13 protein-coding genes and 1 tRNA gene are annotated in these 20898 nt (G+C 56.1%); 7 read left to right on the top strand and 7 right to left on the bottom strand.

Annotated features, from left to right (window positions below; all coding sequences use genetic code 11):
• Positions 1–24: 24 nt before the first annotated feature.
• The 5 genes from Pla52nx_RS20340 (at position 25) to Pla52nx_RS20320 (ending at position 6283) form a co-directional block, all read left to right on the top strand.
• A complete protein-coding gene (locus Pla52nx_RS20340; RefSeq protein ID WP_146520923.1) occupies positions 25–1440 on the top strand; it encodes a sensor histidine kinase in 1416 nt (471 codons plus the stop codon).
• On the top strand, positions 1425–2849 hold the full coding sequence (locus Pla52nx_RS20335) for a sigma-54-dependent transcriptional regulator (RefSeq protein ID WP_146520924.1): 1425 nt from the start codon (positions 1425–1427) through the stop codon (positions 2847–2849). Before Pla52nx_RS20340 ends, Pla52nx_RS20335 begins: the two co-directional genes overlap by 16 nt.
• A 110-nt stretch (positions 2850–2959) precedes the next feature.
• On the top strand, positions 2960–3775 hold the full coding sequence (locus Pla52nx_RS20330; RefSeq protein WP_146520925.1) for an endonuclease/exonuclease/phosphatase family protein: 816 nt from the start codon (positions 2960–2962) through the stop codon (positions 3773–3775).
• 18 nt (positions 3776–3793) lie between these two features.
• The gene (locus Pla52nx_RS20325) at positions 3794–5224 is read left to right on the top strand and encodes an MBOAT family O-acyltransferase (protein ID WP_146520926.1); all 1431 of its coding nucleotides are present in this window, start codon (positions 3794–3796) and stop codon (positions 5222–5224) included.
• A gap of 54 nt (positions 5225–5278) precedes the next feature.
• The gene (locus tag Pla52nx_RS20320) at positions 5279–6283 is read left to right on the top strand and encodes a hypothetical protein (RefSeq protein WP_146520927.1); all 1005 of its coding nucleotides are present in this window, start codon (positions 5279–5281) and stop codon (positions 6281–6283) included.
• A 127-nt stretch (positions 6284–6410) separates the two neighbouring features.
• On the opposite strand, the gene Pla52nx_RS20315 is transcribed toward Pla52nx_RS20320, so the two are convergent.
• The 5 genes from Pla52nx_RS20315 to Pla52nx_RS20295 all read right to left on the bottom strand — a co-directional run bounded on the left by Pla52nx_RS20315 (position 6411) and on the right by Pla52nx_RS20295 (position 13848).
• Positions 6411–6483 (bottom strand) — tRNA-Glu (locus Pla52nx_RS20315).
• 286 nt (positions 6484–6769) lie between these two features.
• Positions 6770–6964 carry a carbon storage regulator CsrA gene (csrA, locus tag Pla52nx_RS20310; RefSeq protein WP_146520928.1) on the bottom strand — a complete coding sequence of 65 codons (195 nt, stop codon included), beginning with the start codon at positions 6962–6964 and terminating at the stop codon, positions 6770–6772.
• A 631-nt stretch (positions 6965–7595) separates the two neighbouring features.
• A complete protein-coding gene (locus Pla52nx_RS20305) occupies positions 7596–9197 on the bottom strand; it encodes an L-fucose/L-arabinose isomerase family protein (protein WP_146520929.1) in 1602 nt (533 codons plus the stop codon).
• Positions 9198–9276: 79 nt separating this feature from the next.
• Positions 9277–10905: a ribulokinase gene (locus Pla52nx_RS20300; protein ID WP_146520930.1), complete on the bottom strand. Its 1629-nt coding sequence runs from the start codon at positions 10903–10905 to the stop codon at positions 9277–9279.
• A 423-nt stretch (positions 10906–11328) separates the two neighbouring features.
• Positions 11329–13848, bottom strand: a complete 2520-nt coding sequence (locus Pla52nx_RS20295) for a U32 family peptidase (protein ID WP_146520931.1) — start codon at positions 13846–13848, stop codon at positions 11329–11331.
• Between the two features lie 197 nt (positions 13849–14045).
• On the opposite strand from Pla52nx_RS20295, the gene Pla52nx_RS20290 reads away from it, so the two are divergent.
• Positions 14046–15695 (top strand): protein adenylyltransferase SelO, encoded by a 1650-nt coding sequence (locus Pla52nx_RS20290; protein WP_146520932.1) that lies wholly within the window; start codon positions 14046–14048, stop codon positions 15693–15695.
• A gap of 1348 nt (positions 15696–17043) precedes the next feature.
• Here Pla52nx_RS20290 and Pla52nx_RS20285 read toward each other — a convergent pair.
• Positions 17044–17952, bottom strand: a complete 909-nt coding sequence (locus tag Pla52nx_RS20285; protein WP_146520500.1) for a hypothetical protein — start codon at positions 17950–17952, stop codon at positions 17044–17046.
• A gap of 271 nt (positions 17953–18223) precedes the next feature.
• On the opposite strand from Pla52nx_RS20285, the gene Pla52nx_RS20280 reads away from it, so the two are divergent.
• Positions 18224–19420 (top strand): phosphoglycerate kinase, encoded by a 1197-nt coding sequence (locus Pla52nx_RS20280; RefSeq protein ID WP_146520501.1) that lies wholly within the window; start codon positions 18224–18226, stop codon positions 19418–19420.
• 212 nt (positions 19421–19632) lie between these two features.
• Here Pla52nx_RS20280 and Pla52nx_RS20275 read toward each other — a convergent pair whose 3' ends face one another.
• Positions 19633–20898 (bottom strand): Lpg1974 family pore-forming outer membrane protein, encoded by a 1266-nt coding sequence (locus tag Pla52nx_RS20275; RefSeq protein ID WP_146520502.1) that lies wholly within the window; start codon positions 20896–20898, stop codon positions 19633–19635.

Below are 20898 nucleotides of genomic sequence, written 5' to 3'. Positions count from 1 at the left end.
CCTGACGTTCGTCGATTAGGTTAGTTGATCACCGCTTCCGTTCGACACACCACCAGCACACCGCGACTCATACGCGACTTTCCGATGCCCTACTCAGCGACGGCCCTCTCCTCGATCCTGCGTTCCCCAACGCGGATTTTGGCGGTCGTGCTGCTGGTGGTTTTCGTCGCGGAAGTCGGGGTGATGTTTGTACTGCCCTACATCATGCCGTCATTTTTCGGCGAGTCGGGTAGAGCATTCTTGGATGCGGTCATGCTGACTCTGATTTGCGCACCCGTCCTGTGGTGGGTCATCATCGGCCCGCTGCGACGCGTCGCCGTTCAGGAACACTTGCGAAGCGAGACCATCGTCGCCAACGCCAGCGAAGGCATCCTGACGTTTGATTCCAACGGACGTATTTTGTCGTGCAATCGAGCCTGCTCGGAATTGTTCAGCATCCCCGCGGATGCTGTGGTTGGTAGCTCCACTAAACGCTTGATGCCTGGGATTCCGCAAAGCCTGGAGAACTTGCCTCGTGATTTCAGATCAACGTTCCAGGATGCCAGTGGCCAGTCGTTTCCGATCCAAGTCTCCATCAGTGAGTACCCATCGGAGTTGGGGCAATTGCGCATCGCAATCATTCGCGACTTGACCCAGTCCGAACAAGCCGAACAGGAACGGTTGATGATGGCTCGCGAAACGGAAGCTCTACGTGCTCAGCAGATGACCACGTTGGCTCAACTCGCAACCGGCGTCGCACATGAAATCCGCAATCCGTTGACATCAATCAAGATGCTGATTCAAGTCAACCGCAGCCTATTTGCCGAGGAAGGATTCCCGACGGACGATCTGGAATTGGTCGAACAAGAGATTCGTCGGATGGAGCGATCCGTCAACAGCTTGCTCGACTTTGCCCGCCCTGAAAAAGGGGAGACAAGCAAGTTCTCGATTCAGCACGCCATACATAACGCCGTTAAACTGATTGACGGACGGTGCAAGTCGCAGAGTGTCACACTTCGGCTCCACTGCCCCAGCGATCCGATCCTGATTTGGGGAGACGCCTCGCAAATCCAGCAACTGATGTTGAATCTGACCCTCAATTCGCTCGACGCCATGCCCGAGGGAGGAGACCTGGAGATCAAGGTCTCGGCAAGCGAACAAGAAGTTTGCGTCCACGTTGCCGACACCGGAACCGGAATCAGCGACTCGATGCTGCCAAAGCTTTTTACTCCCTTTGCCACCAGCAAACCCAATGGCGTCGGTCTCGGTTTGGGAATCTGTCGTCAGATCGCGGAATCACATCGCGGAACCTTGACGGGAGCCAACGGTTCCACCCAGGGAGCTGTGTTTCAACTGACACTGCCGATCGCGTCCGAAGGCAGCGGCGATGGACAGTCGTCGCCGTCGAGTTCCGCAGACAGTGACAAATCATCCGGCGAGGAATCATGCAAAGCCTGTTAGTCATCGACGATGAAGCGTCCATATTGAAGGCGTTCGAACGCGCCTTTGGAAGTGATACGACGACGGTTTTGACGGCAAGCAGTGGTGCTGAGGGGCAGGCTCTCTTTGTTCAATCCAAACCCGACGTCGTTGTCCTCGACTTGAGTCTGCCAGACACCAACGGCATCGAGCTGTTTACTCGCTTGCGTGAAATCGATCCACGCGTTCCCTTCATTTTTATCACCGGGCATGGGACGGTCCAATCGGCGATCGAAGCCACCAAGTTGGGAGCGTATGACTATCTGTTCAAGCCGCTGGAACTGGATGAAATCCGTAGCTTGCTGGAGAAGGCATTCAACCTGAGCCGTATGGTGAGGGTTCAACCGGTGCTGTCGGATGACGGGCAATCGCATGATGCGCTCAGCGACGCGATTGTCGGTCGATGCAGGGCGATGAAGGAAGTCTACAAGTCCATCGGCCGAGTCGCGCCGCAGAACCTGACCGTGTTGCTGCAAGGAGAAAGCGGCACAGGTAAAGAAGTCGTTGCGCAAGCCATCTATCATCACAGCGCTCGCGCCAATGGACCCTTTCAAGCGATCAATTGCGCCGCGATCCCCGACGCGTTGCTGGAAAGTGAAATCTTCGGCCACGAAAAAGGCGCGTTCACCGACGCCCACCGACAGCGGATCGGAAAACTAGAGCAGGCCGACGGCGGCACGCTTTTTCTGGACGAAGTTGGCGATATGTCACCGATGACCCAAGCCAAACTCTTGCGTGTCCTGCAAGATCAGACCTTTGAACGTGTCGGCGGCAACACACCCATCACGGTCGACACGCGAATCATTGCGGCAACCAATCACGATCTCAAACAGTTGGTCTCCGAAGGACTCTTTCGAGCCGACCTGTATTTTCGCCTCAGCGTGGTCACCATCCTCTTGCCGCCGCTGCGTGAACGTGAAGACGACATCAAGATTCTTGCCGAGTATTTCCTGAGACGCTACAGCAGCGAGTTTGGAAAAGACATCCGGACCATCGCCCCCGAAACTCTGGAAGTTTTGAACCAGTATCATTGGCCGGGAAATGTGCGAGAGCTGGAAAATGCGATGAAACAATCCCTGCTCACAGCCAGGGGGAATGTGCTGCTGCCTGACTTTTTGCCGCCGATGGCCGGGGAACTATTTCTCGGTGACGCGCAGCCCGAGACGACCGATCTTGTGTCCGAACGTTTCGTCGCTGATCGCTTGAACGCTGGTAGCACCAATCTCTACCACGAAGCGATCACGATCGCGGAACGGCAATTGATTCGACAGGTTTTGACGCACACCTCTGGAAATCAACTCAAGGCGGCAAACATCTTGGGCATCTCCCGCGTCACCCTACGCAGCAAAATCAAATCGCTCGCGATCGATATCAACGACTTCGTTCGTTAGAATTTGTAGTAGTGGATGCTCGCCTCTATGACTTCTGCTACCCTTCGCGGGGCCTGATTCGCTTCCTGGTAACGCGGAGTTGTATCAACAATCTTGGACGAACGGTTGTCATGAGAACGCCCTCCGCTCTACTCTTCATCGTTTTGACATTGGCGACTGACGCCAGCGCCGAATCCATTCGCGTAGCAACCTACAACCTCAATTGGGGCAATCGACGTGGAGATCAGGTGCTCGATGCGATTCGCACAGCCGATCCCGACCTGGTCTGCTTTCAGGAAACCACAGTGCAGTCCGAACGTTTCCTTCGTGAGCACCTCGTCGCGACATACCCACATTTTCATTCGGTCGGACACGATGGACGCTACGCGGGGGAGCGATTTGCGTTTGCATCGAAGACAGAACTCAGTGATCTAAAATTCACACCACCGTCTGCCGGACTGTTCGGTTTCTATTCTGCGCAACTGAATCGCTCCGGCAAGGCGGTCCACCTTGTGAATGTTCATTTGACACCGTTTCAAATCAATCGTGGTTCGGGACTTCGTGATGCGATGAAAGCTCTTTCTACGACCGAGAAAAAACATGTCCTTGAGATCGAGAGAATCGTCGAGACCATTGATTCCGATCAACCAACCATCGTACTCGGTGATTTCAACAGCATCTCCACCTTCGAGGCACCGAAGCTTCTCGCCGAAAAAGGCTTGGTTGATGCCTACGCCGCCAACCATGACGAAGCCGATACACATCCAACTTGGAGCTGGCCGACACAGCCTTTGCCTTTGCTATTGCGAATTGACTACATCTTTCACTCGCGGCACTTTAGATCGATCGATTCAAAAATCATCCATCGAGAAGGATCGGACCACTCGTTGGTGGTTGCTGAGTTAGAATTTGCATCGCCTGAGAGAAAACCCGAGTCATCCAATTGAACGCTAGAGTCCTGCCGCTTGCTCTTCAATAGCTACACATTCTTAGGCTTCTACGCGATTGTCTACCTTGCCTATTTGGCATCAGGCAAACGTGTCGGCACGCAGAACGTGTTGTTGTTGGTAGCGAGCTATGTCTTCTACGCCGCCTGGGATTATCGTTTTCTTGGCCTGATCCTGTTGTCCACCGGCGTGGACTATTTCGCCGCACGACGTATCGACGATTCTCAGAGTTTTACCTCCCGAAAGACTTGGCTGATGCTGAGTCTTGCCGTCAATCTGGGTGTCCTTGCGACCTTCAAGTACTTGGGGTTCGCGATCGAGTCGTTTTGCCAATTGACAGGATTCTTTGGATTGCCGCTATCTCCCACATTGGCAGAGATCGTATTGCCGGTCGGGATCAGTTTCTACACCTTCCAAACACTCAGCTACACGATCGACGTCTACCGGGGTCGAGTGCCGGCCTGTAGGGACCTGTTGGGCTTCTCCGTGTACGTCGCTTTCTTTCCCCAATTGGTCGCCGGGCCGATCGAGCGGGCGACGCATTTTCTACCGCAAGTGCTTCACAAACGGCGGATACGTCGCGTGGATCTCGCGATCGGAACACAGTTTGTCGTCCTGGGTTGTTTCTACAAAGTCGTGCTGGCAGACTCCGTCGCGCCCATGGTCGATCAATTCTATGTTTCGCCCAGCCGGTATGGCGCATCGGTCGCTTGGCTGGCCAACATCGCATTCGCCGTTCAGATCTACGGTGACTTTGCCGGATACAGTCTGATTGCTCGCGGGATCTCGCGATGGATGGGGTTTCGACTGATGTCGAACTTTCGGCAACCGTACCTCGCCACCAGTCCACGAGACTTTTGGAATCGCTGGCATCGCTCCCTCTCGATGTGGTTGCGACGCTATTTGTACTTTGAGCTGGGAGGAAATCGTTTTGGGTTAGCCAAAACATGTCGCAATTTGATGATCACCATGTTGCTGGGCGGGTTGTGGCATGGTGCCTCCTGGAACTTTGTGCTTTGGGGCGTCTATCACGGAGCATTGCTGATCGGGGTGCACGCTTGGAATGCCTGCCGATCGACCAGCAGGAGCCCCACTCATTCCAGGTCAATTCGAGCGGTTGCCAGAGTATTCCAAATCGCATTGATGTTCGTTCTGACGCTGATCGGCTGGACGCTGTTTCGCTGTGAAAGCTTCATGCAGATCCGGGAGACGTTCAGCGTCCTTTTTGCATCGCGGTTTTGGGATCCACGATGGATTTCGTTCGCAATTCCGACTCTTACGGCACTTTCGATCATGCTGTCGATCGATATTTGGCGTGAAGCAACGCAAAGCGAGTTGGTGTTTTTGCGTGCTCCGGTGATCGTGCGATGGAGTCTTTACGTGTTCATGATCCTGTCGGTGATCTCGGTCGGTTTTCGCCCCACTACGTTTCTCTATTTTCAGTTCTAGGCGTCACCCAAAATGTCTGACATCCGCCGGCAGCCCAGCGCAAGAGATACATTCGTGGTCAGACGTCCGTTTCGAACGGGCTTGTCCATGTTGGTGGCGTTAGTGATTGGTTGGGGCATGTGCGAAAGCGTTTTGCGTATGCTGGTGCCGCAGGAGCTGTTTTATTCGACATGGTTCACCGAAGGCGTTCACGAGCGGGATGCTGAATTCGGATTTGTCTATCGTCCCAAATTCCGAGGCGCGATGAGAAACGCGGATCACGTCTGGATGGAACCACTGCAACTGGATGCCAGCGGATTTCGACAACCGGCGATCCGCAACGAAACCGGTGATAGTGATCCATTGCGAGTCATCATGTTGGGCGGTGCGTCGATGACGTTTTGCTACGGCCTCTCCGATGCGGAGTGTTTGCACCAGCAAGTGGCCCAACGATTGGATGAATCGATCCAAATCGATTTGATTTCATGGCCTGGATTCACGCTGGGTCAAGACCTTCGAAAACTCCAGCGGTTTACCAGTCCCAGTGAGTTCGATTTAGCGATCGTTTTCGCTCATGGGGCGGAAGACTATCGGGTGAATTCCAATTGGGATCGGTTCGAACCGGTCGATGATTTTCGAATGATCGACTCGGTGGTCATGCCTGCGGACCCGGCCGCCGATCTTGCCGGCGAGCTTTACTACAAAAGCTATGTCGCTGCTGGGATCTGTCGCGTCGCACAAACACCGCTCCGCATGATCTCGCGATTCAATCAGGGTCAGGCATCTGGCCAATCCGAATCGCATGACCAGCCCAACGAGCAACCCGATGACGTATTGTCCATCTACAAAGCGGCTGTGCGACTCACAGAACTGGGAATCGGCAGGGTGTTGGTCATCGCCTTGCCGCACCAATCCCAGCACGTCGGCCCGGTGACATTGCCCCCCTCAACATCCAAAAAAATAAAAATCATCGACCTGCGTTCGGTCGACCGGCAGGAATTCGATTGGATTGCCTATGGCCACTACGGCCCAAAGTCATCCGCTCAACTGGGCCGGGAAATCGCCAAGGCGATTAAGTGAATCATCGATTGTCCTGTAACGGTCCCAGCGAGGACGACGAAGGCAACATTCTGCAGAAGGCGCATAAAAATACCCCGGATGATGAACCGGGGTAAAAATTCGACTTCTCGTCGATTGTGTCACTCAGTGACCCCTACGGGACTCGAACCCGTGTCGCCGCCGTGAAAGGGCGGTGTCCTAGACCGCTAGACGAAGGGGCCTTCGTTTTTTGAAAAGCGAGCTTTTCTCCAACGAGCGAGGTTGTACCGGAGACACGGCCCTAGCGTCAAGGGTTCGTTAGCCACCGTGCGACAATTGGTACCAAAGATGCTCACCGTGGCGTCGAAAGGCCTATTATGCGACCGAAATTGAATGCCGCCTCAATCGCAAAACGAAATTGCCTCAGGTGCAAGCCCCGTGATCACACGAAAAAAATGTGATCACGAGGATTCCTGTGCCAGCAAAAAAAGGCTAACTCGCTCGAAACGCCGTGAATCCACTGACTTCTCAGGATTCGACCGTTGCGTCGCCCGATTCCAGGCTGCGCTGGATCGCATCGTAGACTTCGCGACGATGCACCGGCACCTCACGGGGAGCCTCAACGCCCAGACGGACTTTATCGCCTCGAATTTCAACGACCACGATTTTGATGTCGTTGTTGATGACGATACTCTCGTTCTTCTTTCTTGATAAAACCAACATTGTTCATTCCTTTCCAAACCGGCCTTGTATCTTCGATTCGCCGCCTATCGCAGTAAGTCGCTCTCAAACCTCGTTCGCGAACCAACCACGCTATCGACCGGCTTGAGTGCGAGAATTCCCCTAGAAGAGGAGTCTGCATGCTCCTGCCACCGTAACTCTAGGTCAAAATTAGTGGCGGTCAAGCAAATACGACTTGACAGGACCCGTTTTCTGACCCTGAAACCCGAAAGGCGGTGGACATTGCGACCAAAACCGGTTCCCGTTGAGACGCTTGTGATGAAAATAGCGGCCCTGGAGATGCTGCCCGGGAACCGTTTCCTCTGCCTTGACAGACACAGCGTCACTCCAATAGTGGCCAAAAATTCTGGCTTTTTTTCATTTTTTGGCCGGGCGAGTCACGAGCGGCCAGGGTTTGGGCGTTTCAAATTCGGATGCAGATCGGCTGCTGGAACTCGCCGAAGAAAAAAAACGTTCAAATTCGTAGGCCATGGCACTATCTGGGCAACTTTAGAAAAAATCGCAAAAAACTACCAAGCCGCCTTACTTGGACAGTTGCACAGGTCGTAAATGTCCAATCGGCTCCTTTGCATGAGCTGCTGCGAAATCTCCACGGTCTTCGTGAGATCGGCCGTCACGAGACCCCACACAGGGCAACTTCCATCCCCAGTTCGGCGGCCGCAACCGCCTTTGCCTTCATCGCCCGATCTGCTTCCTCCGCCGAGTTCGCGTACGCGACTTGGATATGGTTGGCTTTGTGCCGAGCCATCATTTGATTTCGAGTAACACCGTGCAAAACCGCGTGCATGATCGGCCACTGCGGCGTGGTGCTGTCCCAGCGTCGCTGCGTCTCCTCGATGGGCAATTCAATGGCGGAGGCTCGACCCAGGTCCATTTTCAGGCGGTCTCCTTCAACAAAAATGCGAGACCAAACGACGTCACCCGGTTTGCTGATTCCTCGAATCGTGCTGCCGCCGCTTGGGAAATACATCGCGGGCTGACGAAAACCCTCCGCCGCCGACCAGCCGCCGGCGAAGTGTGACGCGGGGACGGCGCCACTGATTTCCAGTACCCAAACCTCATCATCGGTGGTTCCCGACTCGTCTCGATCGGACCATCGCAGATCATGCAAGGTGTTTTCGACCGGTTGCCCCATCGTCGAGTGAACTCGCTGGGTCAGCAGCCCGTCCAGTCCCGCGCACTCGTCGACTTCATTAAAATGCGTGAGCGGCACGCCGGCGTACAACTCACGTGAACCGTCGCGCGACATGACGGGAGGGCGCACCGAATCGTTCAGCATTCCTTCGACCAAATCGCTTGCCGGCAGCAGATCTTTCAAGCCCTGCTGATACTGGATTCCGATGCAGTCGCATCCAAAGTCATCGGCGATTCGAACCGCGGCAATGTACGTCCGGCATTGGTCCAAGATCTGAGCATCGGTCAAATCCGATTCGTGACTCGGACCGGTGTGGAATCGCATGCCCGCATCGTCAAGCCAACGACGCACCGCTTGTGCCTCTGAATCACTGACCTGTTGGACTTCGTGATATAACGCAGACTGACTGAGTCGTTCTTTGAATACGCCGACGGGATTGAGCAAATGGTCTGGGATGATCGCGTTGAACATCCCCATGCACCCTTCGTCGAACACTCCCATGATCGCTTTATCACGCTTCAGTTCCCTAGCGATTTCAGAACCGATGTTGCGAGTCGCTATCTCCACCGTCGATGGGTCAAAGTGAGAGACGTGCGAGGTATCATGCTCGACCCGGCCGCTTCTCAGCCATTGTCCCAGCCTTTCTTGAAACCAGGAGTCATTGAAATCCTGGCTCCACAATGAACTGTAGGGAACGCCCGCTTTGGTCAACGATCCGTTCAAGTTCAACAGCCCCACCAAACCAGGCCACTGCCCGGACCAGTTGGCGACCGTCAGGATCGGTCCCTGATGCGTCGTCAGTCCCGCCAATACGTGATGCGAGTATTGCCAAACCGCTTCGGCGACGATCAGCGGCGAATCAGGATCGATGCCACGAAAGACGTCCATCCCCTGACGTTGCGACGAGATGAAACCATGTCCCAACGCCCCATCTGGTGCATGACCACGAACGACGCGATGGCCGTGCTGCTCGATCGCAGAAGTCAACGCCATCTCCATTTGTTGCTGTGCAGGCCAGCAGACTTGGTTGGCGGACAGACGCAAATCGCCTGAGGCGATGAGAGTGATCGGTTGGTTCATTCGAGCAGTGATGGTGGGATGGGGATGGCGTTGAGGAGCCTGCAGTAAGAAGCCCGCGAAGCGGACACTAACAAAACGTCTAGTTTAGCAAATCGGGTGTTGAAAAGGTGACGGCCAGACGACCGTATCGAGCATACAGCACGTCGTATGCGGCACGGTGGTCTTGCTGCGGCTTGACGATTTTCTTTTTCTCTACCGGAACGGCCGCCATGGCACTGGCGGCATCGACGACGTTTTCAAAGCCACTTTTTTCAGACCCTGCCGCCAACATTCCCAACACGGCGGCCCCCACAGCGGGACCTTGCTCCGACGGATGCACTTCGATCTCGCAGCCCAAGACATCCGCATAAATCTGTGTGACGGCAGGATTGTGGTGCGGTAATCCGCCGGTCGCGATAAAACGCTCCACCGGCACGCCGCCTTCGGTGAGCAAGTCGACGATCCACCGAACACCCATCGCGGACGCTTCTAACAAGGCGCGGTACAGATGAGCTGGCGTTGTCGCCAAAGTCAAACCAGCGAAAACGCCTTTCAGCGAACCGTCCATCAACGGAGTACGACAGCCGTTCATCCAATCCAAGCACACCACACCCTCCGATCCTGGTGGTAAAGCGATCGCTGCACGCCCCAGTTCATCAAACGATTGGAGATTCAGCAGTTTCAATAGCCAAGCAAACGCGTCACCGACAGCGGCTTGTCCCGTTTCGTAACCGAACATGCCCGGCAAGATTCCTCCATCGACGATACCCGCGACGCCATTGACGGGCTTGCCGATCGTCGCGTTGAGCATGTGACAACTGCTGGTCCCCATCACCATTACCAAGGTGCCCGGCTCGGCCGCTCCGACACCCGGGACCGCCGAGTGTGCATCGATTGTTGCGGCGGAGACAGCGATCCCCGCTGGCAAACCGAATCGCTCGGCCATCTTCTCGGTCAACTCACCAGCTTTCTCTCCCGGCGAAAGCATCCTGCCGGGCATCTTGCGCCGGACCGCTTCGGCAAGTCGCGGCTCGACGGCGGACAAGTACGCGTCATTGGCGTAACCTTCCTCGGCCGACCACAGCGCCTTGTACCCTGCCTGGCAAGTCGACCTGGGCAACCGCTCTGCTTCGCCTCCGACCAATTGCCAAACAAACCAATCACCGGCTTCCAGCCAAACCTCTGCCGCATCGTACACCTCGGGCGACTTGTCGATTGTCTCCAGCAGTTTTGGGAAAAACCACTCCAATCCGATGGTGCCGCCGTAGCGATCCATGAACGCTTCGCCACGTTCCTCCGCGATTGCGTTCATACGCTGCGTTTGCTCGATCGCGCCATGATGTTTCCAAAGTTTTGGCCACGCCATCATGACATCTGTAAACGCATCCAATTGACACAAGGGCGTTCCGTCTCGCTTGGTCGGCAGCATCGTGCAACTGGTGAAATCAACACCGATGCCGACGATGCGCCTGGGATCGATCCCAGCATCGGCGATCGCCTGTCGTGTCGCCTCGGCTGCGCCGTCGAGCCAATCGCTGGGCGATTGAAACGCGTGATCGGGCGGTATCGTCAGGCCGGTCCCTGGCAGCGTTTGAGTGATCTGTCCGTGCTCGTAGTTGCGTGAGACGCATCCAAGTTCTCGTCCCTGTGAGTCGATCAGCAGAGCACGCACGGACTCGGTTCCGAAATCCAACCCAAGGGCAACGGGAAGTTCCAAATCAGCAGTCATGGTCGGGGGCCTGCAAGATCTCTCAAGAAATGAAAGCGAGCAGTTTAATCGATTTGAGACCGACAGAGGTTAGCGGTTCAATCCTAAGGCTAACTTCATGTTTTGGCTTTTCTTCTGTGCCACTTCTTGTCTACCATGGCATTCGCAACACTTTCGTTTGACCCGCAGCCGAAGGCGCAGGAAACACTACCAGCCAGATTGCACCGCAGAGTCAAACTCCGATTCCGCCTGCGCCCTGAAAGGGCCGGGACATGACAGCCCAGGGCAAAGCGAAGCGACGCCCTGGGTTAAGGGTTAAGCAGTAGCAGTCCCCATTTCACCCTGAAAGGGTGAGACAATCACGCTATTCATCATCCCGGGGCGCCGCTTCGCTATGCCCCGGGCTGTCTTGTTCTGTCACTTATGACGCTACAACAAATGACATTACAAAATCGCCAGCGGATTTCGTTCTGATTCCAACGTTCCTCGGGTCACGCCGACTCGGTTGACAGCGTTGAGCCGTTGCCAAACCTCCGACGGCGTGGACTCACCACTGAGTAAGCCTCGGTACAAGCGAATCGTCTGGCGAACTTCGTCGGCCGACTGATCCAGCATTTCCAAGCGGAACCACTGAACGCCGCGTTGCTGCAGCGAACTGACCAACTCGGCACCGCTCTGTGGTTGGGCGTTGTACAGGGTGTTTCGACAAGCCACGTCGGCTTGCAACGTGTGCGCTGCCCCGACTCGGTCTTGCAGTTGGACGACGTGATCGTCGCACGGTCGACCGCAGTTGGTTTTATTGGTTCCCGGCGACAAGACGCTGCAAAACACACAATGCTCCATATGAAACATCGGCATGTGCTGATGAATGACGACTTCCGTGGACGGCCCGTCCCCGCTGTCACACAACGCTTGTAGCTGGTCACGATTCAAATCGTATGATGCGGTCACACGTTGGACGCCAAGGTCGCGGAGCCAGCGTGCGGAAAGTCGATTGGCGACGTTCAATGAGAAATCAGAGATCACTCCGACGCCTGCGTCGATGAAAAACTGAATCGCAGCCAGATTTCGAGCCAAGATCCACTCGGGCTGATGACGCAACAGCACTCGCATCAGCCCCATCTCCGACGGCTTTTGCATCCGTACCGTTGCAATCGCAATCGGCACACCACTTGATCTGGCAATCGCGACGGCGTCGCCGTACTTGCGGACATCGTGAAAGTCGACGTAGACCATCTCGACGCCGGAACCAACAGCGGCTCTGAGCTGTTCCTCATTGCGACACAAAACGGCGAGCTGCGGGTTGCAATTGGTGCAATCGGTTTCGACCTGATGTGCCAACATCGCGGCACCCGCGTCGCGGTGGATGGCTCGTGGTTGTGGATTGGCGATCATATCCATCAAACGATCGGCGAGTTCACGACGTGTTTGATTCAACACACTGGCGGGAACCATCGGGCCGCCATCGATGGTCATGGTGACCGAGCCGAGTTCAAAGGGTGTTGCACCAAATCGGTCCAATTGTTCACGCAGGTGCGACTGCGTTGCAGCATGTTTACGCGCGGCCTCCAGGGGCAATTCGCTGACAGCCGTCGCCGTCAGGCCGCTGGGCAGCGTTGCGGTCAACGAAAGTGGTTGGCCTACGCATGCCTGGACCGTCACGTCGACCGGTTGTCGTCGAACGGCATCAGCACCGGAGAAACTTTGACGCAAACGTCGATTGAGTTTGGGATCGTCGTTCTTGAAAACGTCCGCGTCGATGTCGATCAACTCCCAATCAATGCTGTCTTCACCGAACCCGATCCAAACGACGTCTCCCGCCTCGGCGCTGCTTTGCTTGTTTCCCCAAGCGGTGTTGAGGGAATAGATTCGTCCGCCCTGCAACGCTTGTTCGGACGTGTCGACGCGTTGAGACTGGATCGCCAGCCCGTCGCCCAAAGCGATCGGCGCCGACAACTCGACTTGGATTCGCTCTTTGCGAATGGACCGCACCTTGCCCAGGTGGATGCCCCGTTTGGCCGACTGCTTGCCAGGGACCAAGCGTTTGTGATCGTTGCCCTCAAGCCAACCGGGTGAAAAACCGCGTGAGAACGAAAGCTCCATTTCTTGACGAGCAACGTCGGACATGGAAACCATCCGCGTCGCCAGGGCTTCGTCGATCGCTGCTCGATAATGTCGCGAAATGTTGGCGACGTATTCAGGCGTTTTCAAACGCCCTTCGATCTTGATCGACGCAACGCCCGCGTCGATCAATTCTGGGATCATCGCGTATCCGGCCAAGTCCTGCGGGCTGAGTAGGTACTTCACATCACCGAGATCACGCGGCTCGCCGTCGCAAATCAGGTCATACGGCAGTCGGCAGGCTTGTGCGCACTGTCCTCGATTCGCGCTTCGACCGCCCAGCGACTCGCTGGTCAAACATTGACCGGAGTACGCCACACAGAGAGCTCCGTGGATGAACACCTCCAGCGGCATATCGGTCTTGGCGGCAATCTGAGTGATCTCTTTGACCGACAGTTCTCGCGCAAGCACGACTCTGGAGAGCCCAAGCTGTCGAGCGACGGCGATCGTTTCGGCGCTGGTCATGCTCATCTGCGTGCTGGCGTGAATCTCCAGATCCGGGCAAATCTCGTGAGCCAACGTGGCGACTCCCAAGTCCTGCACCAGGACGGCGTCCACACCTGCGGCGGCGACCTGCTCGATGACTTCCGCAAACCGTGGCAACTCCGAATCGAACACCAGCGTATTCATGGTCGTGTAGCCGCGGACGCCTCGCTGACGCAAGAATCGCATCAGATCGGGCAAGTCATCGAGGCCAAAATTTTTCGCGCGATACCGCGCGTTGAATCCGCAATCCAACCCAAAGTAGATCGCGTCGGCACCGTTTTCGACGGCGGCGCGGGCGCAGTCCCAGTCTCCGGCGGGGGCAAGCAATTCGATGGTTGGTCTGGCTGGTGCGTTCATGATTTCAATTTGGGCCGTGCGGATGCACAATCATTGGGCCGTGCGGATGCACTCTCAGGATGGTCATCCTGATGCTCAGCATCGACCCGATCAGCGAATTGGGCAAGTCGCTACAATGAAAAACATTGGCATCTGTGCCAAATCCTGCTGCGAAACAACGCAGCCAAACCCCGCATTCAGCACGAGCCCCCCACGTTTTGACTCAGCCCCAACTACCATCACCGCTCTGGCAAGACCTCCGCTTTGACAACTTGTTCTCGCGAAGCTTGCCGGCGGACCCGAATACGGAGAATCGCTGCCGCCAAGTCACCGGAGCGTGCTTTTCCCGCGTCCACCCCAAACCGGTCTCCGCGCCGCGATTGCTGGCCCATTCGCGGGAAGTCGCCGAAATGCTCGGCATGAGCAGCGAGCTGGTGCAATCTGAGGATTTTGCCCATGTATTCGGCGGCAATCGCGTGCTGGAACCCATGGATCCGTTTGCAATGTGCTACGGCGGCCACCAATTCGGCAACTGGGCGGGGCAACTCGGCGACGGTCGGGCCATCAATATGTGCGAAGTCGTCGATGTCAACGGACGGCGTCAAACGTTGCAACTCAAAGGCGCCGGTCCCACGCCGTATTCACGATCCGCCGATGGCCTGGCCGTTCTGCGTTCGTCGGTCAGGGAGTTTCTGTGCAGCGAAGCGATGCATCACTTGGGGGTCCCCACCACGCGTGCCTTGAGCCTGGTCGCCACCGGCGAGTCGGTGATGCGTGACATGTTTTACGACGGCAATCCGCGATACGAACCCGGCGCGGTGGTGTGCCGGGTCGCCCCATCGTTTTTGCGTTTCGGCAACTTTCAAATCTTTGCATCACGTGACGACACAGAAAACCTGACCAAGCTGCTTGCCTATACGATCCGCAACGACTTCCCTGAACTTGCGCCTGGTTCGCCAACCGATTCATTCGGCGGAGACCGATTCGAACCCGAAGTCTACGCGGAATGGTTTGGCGAAGTCTGCCGGAGCACGGCGGAGATGATTGTGCACTGGATGCGAGTCGGATTTGTTCACGGTGTGATGAATACGGACAACATGTCGATCCTCGGTTTGACGATCGACTACGGACCCTACGGATGGCTGGAGGACTACGATCCTCACTGGACTCCCAACACAACGGACGCACAAGGACGCCGGTACTGCTTTGGCAATCAGCCGCAGATCGCACAGTGGAACCTAGCGCAACTTGCCGGTGCACTGGCTTCTTTCTTAGGCGACGATCTTTCGCCGTTGCAGGCCGGTTTACGAGCTTACGTGGAAACGTTCAACCAACAGTGGCATGCCATGATGGCATCGAAACTCGGTTTGGAATCCTTTGACAAGGAGACCGACGAGCCGTTGATCGAAGACCTGCTGGGATTGCTACAACTGGCGGAGACGGACATGACGATTTTCTTTCGGCAACTGTCGCTTGTTGGCGCGCGAGTTGATGGAAGTGACACGGCCGACGCATTGGAGGTACTTTCCGCAGCGTACTATCGCACGGAACAATTGACGGACGAAGTTCGCCAGAAGACGAGCGAATGGATTACGCGATACCGCCAGCGGGTCGCACTGGACGGCGTGGACGACATCACGCGTCGGACTCGAATGAACCGAGTCAATCCGAAGTACGTGTTGCGAAACTACTTGGCGCAGATGGCGATTGATCGCAGCGAGCAAGGCGACGATTCGTTGATCGCAGAGTTGCTGGATGTGTTGAGGAATCCCTACGATGAGCAGCCGGGCCGGGAGTCCTTTGCCGAAAAACGCCCCGAGTGGGCGCGTCATCGCGCCGGATGCTCGATGCTGTCCTGCAGCTCGTGATGTTTCACTTGGGGCCGAACCGAGGCGGCTAGACTTAGCTGGGCTGCTCAAAATTTGGAGTTGGCATTGTTTTTTCAGTCCATGTTTTTGTTCCATGCATCGCAATCCAAAGTGAGCCTCAGACGCTAGCCGTGGGCCGGCACCACAATCCGCCTCAGGCCCACGGCTAGCGCCTGAGGCTCACTGGGGTGACCAGTTGCGCCGGCAGTAGGGACTTAGCTGGACTGCTCAAAATTTGGAGTTGGCATTGTTTTTTCAGTCCATGTTTTTTTCCATGCATCGCAATCAAAGTGAGCCTCAGGCGCTAGCCGTGGGCCGGCACCACAATCCGCCTTAGGCTCACGGCTAGCGCCTGAGGCTCACTGGGGTGACCAGTTGCGCCGGCAGTAGGGACTTAGCTGGACTGTTCAAAATTTGGAGTTGGCATTGTTTTTTCAGTCCATGTTTTTTTCCATGCATCGCAATCAAAGTGAGCCTCAGGCGCTAGCCGTGGGCCGGCACCACGATCCGCCTCAGGCCCACGGCTAGCGCCTGAGGCTCACTGGGGTGACCAGTTGCGCCGGCAGTAGGGACTTAGCTGGACTGCTCAAAATTTGGAGTTGGCATTGTTTTTTCAGTCCATGTTTTTGTTCCATGCATCGCAATCAAAGTGAGCCTCAGGCGCTAGCCGTGGGCCGGCACCACAATCCGCCTCAGGCCCACGGCTAGCGCCTGAGGCTCACTGGGGTGACCAGTTGCGCCGGCAGTAGGGACTTAGCTGGACTGTTCAAAATTTGGAGTTGACATTGTTTTTTCAGTCCATGTTTTTGTTCTATGCATCGCAATCAAAGTGAGCCTCAGGCGCTAGCCGTGGGCCGGCACCACAATCCGCCACAGGCCCACGGCTAGCGCCTGAGGCTCACTGGGGTGACCAGTTGCGCCGGCAGTAGGGACTTAGCTGGGCTGCTCAAAATTTGGAGTTGGCATTGTTTTTTTCAGTCCATGTTTTTGTTCCATGCATCGCAATCAAAGTGAGCCTCAGGCGCTAGCCGTGGGCCGGCACCACAATCCGCCTCAGGCCCACGGCTAGCGCCTGAGGCTCACTGGGGTGACCAGTTGCGCCGGCAGTAGGGACTTAGCTGGACTGCTCAAAATTTGGAGTTGGCATTGTTTTTTCAGTCCATGTTTTTGTTCCATGCATCGCAATCAAAGTGAGCCTCAGACGCTAGCCGTGGGCCGGCACCACAATCCGCCTCAGGCTCACGGCTAGCGCCTGAGGCTCACTGGGGTGACCAGTTGCGCCGGCAGTAGGGACATAACTTGCGCAAACCCGAAAAGACACAAGCCCAAACTGTTGAACAGCCCCGGCTTAGCGTTGCGACGTCATCGCGGGGTGAACCGACTGGCGAGACTCGGTTGACGAGATCTTCGGCGGCATCGTCGATGCTGCGCGTGCATCGGCTTTGCGTGCCGCCTGGACGATCAGTCGTGCGAATTGTGTTTGCACCGGCTGGCTGACTTGTGGCAATTGTTCAGCCATATCGAGCATCGACGTCGGTTTGGTTTCGCAGGCCTGAGAGACTTGACTGATGAACTTGGCCGTTTCATTAAAATTGTGATCCGCCGATCTGCCGATCAGACCACTCATGGTTCGCGCCACCAGATCCGCGCCCAGACTGTCGAACTTGACAAAGCAGTCCAGGGTCCCCATCACGGTCGTGCTGCCATCGGCTGCTTCGGCGTACTCGCTACGAAGCACAAAAATGCCTTGCCCTTGAATGGGCTTGCTGACGTAGCGTCCGTCGTAACTGCCGTCGGCATAGTAGATGTGCAAGTTCTGATCGCCGTAGAGCAAATCGATGCGGCACTTGGTCCCCGCGCCGTCTTCGGCGTCCAGTTGATAGGGTCCCACACGCTGCGTCTGCACTTGGGTGATCCCCATCAGCTCCCACATACCGACAATGATCTCGGGATTTCGAGTCATGTACAAAAACAGATCGCGATCTGCCGCAATGGCTTGTTTGGGCAATCGGCGATAGAGGGTCGGTGAGTCCGTGATCCGAGTGATCTGGTCGCGGGCCGATGGCGTCAAACGTCCCAGCGGCAACACTTCGATCAATTCGCTACGCTGGCGGGACGCTTTGCCTCCGAAAACCGACCAAGGTCCACTGGAGCTGTCTGCGATCGGTTCCGCGGCGATGCCTGGGCCGGTCTGGACCATCAGCATCGCCACGGCCAATAGACCGAGAGCAAATGATTTTGCAGGTTCCAGCGCCACAGATTCCCCCCTGTCGGCATTTGATTCACCGCTGCCCGAATCGCGGTGTGACGAACACGACTGCGATTCTCAGACCCCATTGAGTTCGGCGATCCTCTGCCACGGAGTTGAGTCAAAAACTGACGCTGGTACCGACTGAGCCGACTGCAGAGAAAATTCCAAGGCGGCCCCAGAATGCCGGATTTTCTTCGGGACTCGACACCCGGCCCCTGATGTCGATAATCGCGGCCAAACATCGACCCGAAACATATCCGTTCACGAAAGCAAAATAATGGCCAAGAAAACCATCGACCAAACCGACGTCGCCAACAAAACCGTCTTGATGCGAGTCGATTTCAATGTCCCGCTCGACGAAAACCAGCAAATCACCGACGACCGCCGAATTCGCATGGCACTGCCCAGCATCCAAAGTGTTCTGGACCGCGGCGGCCGCGTGATCCTGATGAGCCACCTGGGGCGTCCGACCGGCGAACCCAGCGACGTGAAAGAATTCAGCATGGCTCCGACGGCAAAGCGACTCGGCGAGCTTTTGGACAAAGACGTTCAGTTTGCTACCGATACGGTCGGCCCCGACGCAACCGCCAAGGCCGCAGCGTTGTCCGACGGCGACGTCTTGGTGCTGGAAAATCTGCGATTCAATCCGGGTGAAAAGAAAGGCGATGCCGAATTTGCTGGCAAACTGGCCGCAATGGCCGACGTTTACTGCAACGATGCATTCGGAACCTGCCATCGGAAAGATGCCTCCATGGTCGCCGTCCCCAAAGCCATGGCAGGCAAACCACGCGTCGTCGGACATCTTGTTTCCAAGGAAATCCAGTACCTCAGCGACGCGATCAGCAATCCGCAACGCCCCTTCGTCGCCATCCTGGGCGGAGCAAAGGTCAGCGACAAAATCAACGTGATCAAGAACTTGTTGGGAATCTGCGACGCTGTTTTGATCGGTGGCGCCATGGCCTACACCTTCTCTCTCGCCAAGGGCGGCAAGGTCGGCGGCAGTTTGGTCGAGGAAGACAAGGTGGACTTGGCAAAAGAATTGATCGAAGCGGGCGGTGATAAACTGCACCTACCATCGGACACCCACTGTGGCGACAATTTCAAAGACATTCCCGGGTGCAACAAACAAATCGTCACCGCGGGTGAAATCCCAGACGGTTGGGAAGGATTCGACATCGGTCCCGAAACCGCCAAGACCTATGCCGAAGTGATCAAGAGCGCCAAGACGATTGTCTGGAACGGACCGATGGGCGTTTTTGAAAAGCCACCGATGGACGAAGGCACCAAGGCGGTCGCGCAAGCCGTCGCGGACAGCGATTCGATCAGCATCATCGGTGGTGGTGACAGCGCCGCCGCCGTTGACCAACTCGGATTTGCCGACCAAGTCAGCCATGTCAGCACTGGCGGCGGAGCAAGCTTGGCGATGTTGGAAGGCCAAGCCTTTGCCGCCGTCGACCTGCTCGACGAAGCCTAACCGTACGTCAGCCTTTCCAGGCTGACTTACCCCGAACTCGTACGTCAGCCTTTCCAGGCTGACATACTCCAAACTTTTTTCCGAGGATTATCAAGAAGATCCCACCCCAAAATCGCACCGCATCCGCAAGCAACTTCATTGCTAAAAAAAACGCCAGGCACAAAACCTGGCGTTTTTCGTTTTCATTTCATCCACCAACCGCGCCTAGCGTCTTACAAGCGAATCTCGGTAGCAACCGACAGCCCGAACAAGCTGAGGCTATCATCCAGTGGCGAATCCCCGGAGAGGCCGCTGTCGGGACCGGTGAACACGCCGGTGGGATTGGCACTGCCCACATTGCCGTACGTTTGTGCTTCCAAAGCCACGCGGAATGCGATCCAGTCGGCGATATCGTACTGAATTCCGAATTGCACCTCCGCATTGGTGGCGACCGAATCGGCACCCTCATCACCGCTTCGTAAATCAATCGCGTTGATCGACTGCGTCAGATTGTTGACGTCGTCAACAGCCCGAAACTCTTGCTGACCAAACAGAATCGATCCACGCAGTCCTGAGAACAGCATCAAGCGATCCAGGGGCAAGCGGTGTTCGAACTGCAACGCGATCGTCGGTCCGAATCCGCGGAACTGTGCGTGCGAGTGAGCGGTTCCTCGATCGGTCAATGCGGCATACTCGCTCAACACCTTGGCGTAACGCAGACCCGCGTACAGGTTGATGGCGTCGTTGAGTCGACGCTGCACTTCCCAATCGATCACATCGGTCCGGATGTGTGAGTGAAACTCGCCTTCTTCGATGAACGCCAAACCGGTGGTGATATCGCCGTCTTCGCTCAAGAATCCGACGGTGCCTTCAAATCCAGTGGGTAGCAACCCGTTGTCCGCGTTCGCGACAAACCTTTCACCGTGGCGGAATTGCCAAAAACGAACACGCCATCCAAGACTTTCATCTCCGGGGTCGTAGCCGAACGAAACGCGAGGACTGTGCTCGATTTGCCAAGGGAACATGACGTGGGAATACCCATCCGGGACTTCCACGATCAAACCCGTGTTGTTCGTGTGCGCGGGTTGCAACAACATGCTTTCAAATGATGCGAACAATCGTGGGGCGTTGACTTGTTGGCGGCTGACGGGCCGGCGAATTTTGCTTCGCAGCACGTTGATTTCGTGATTCAGTTCTGCCACCCGCGACTCCAGTTCCACCAGTTCTTTACTTGCCTTGGGATCGATTCCATCGGAAATGCTGGTCACAGACGCTTGTTCGACTGCGGATTGTTCGCTGATGTCGACCGGCTCGTACCGGACATCACTGTTGGTGACGCCCACGATGTCCAACATGTTGGTGTTGAATGTTCCCGGCGAGGCGTCCTGAGCTGTCGCGTGGGATGCGACAGCTAAGCTGGCCAGCACGGCAAACGTTAGGGTCAATCGCGTCGAAACGATGTTGGCACAGAATGCCTGGAGGACTCTTGGTGTTATCAT

This window comes from Stieleria varia, assembly GCF_038443385.1.
GTDB classification, from domain to species: domain Bacteria; phylum Planctomycetota; class Planctomycetia; order Pirellulales; family Pirellulaceae; genus Stieleria; species Stieleria varia.
This window is presented reverse-complemented; position numbering and strand designations above follow the sequence as displayed.

Coding starts and splice junctions, on each gene's coding strand:
- Pla52nx_RS20275 (WP_146520502.1), bottom strand. CDS start 20,898: ATGATAACACCAAGAGTCCTCCAGGCATTCTGTGCCAACATCGTTTCG.
- Pla52nx_RS20300 (WP_146520930.1), bottom strand. CDS start 10,905: ATGACTGCTGATTTGGAACTTCCCGTTGCCCTTGGGTTGGATTTCGGA.
- Pla52nx_RS20335 (WP_146520924.1), top strand. CDS start 1,425: ATGCAAAGCCTGTTAGTCATCGACGATGAAGCGTCCATATTGAAGGCG.
- csrA (WP_146520928.1), bottom strand. CDS start 6,964: ATGTTGGTTTTATCAAGAAAGAAGAACGAGAGTATCGTCATCAACAAC.
- Pla52nx_RS20295 (WP_146520931.1), bottom strand. CDS start 13,848: ATGAACGCACCAGCCAGACCAACCATCGAATTGCTTGCCCCCGCCGGA.
- Pla52nx_RS20330 (WP_146520925.1), top strand. CDS start 2,960: ATGAGAACGCCCTCCGCTCTACTCTTCATCGTTTTGACATTGGCGACT.
- Pla52nx_RS20280 (WP_146520501.1), top strand. CDS start 18,224: ATGGCCAAGAAAACCATCGACCAAACCGACGTCGCCAACAAAACCGTC.
- Pla52nx_RS20305 (WP_146520929.1), bottom strand. CDS start 9,197: ATGAACCAACCGATCACTCTCATCGCCTCAGGCGATTTGCGTCTGTCC.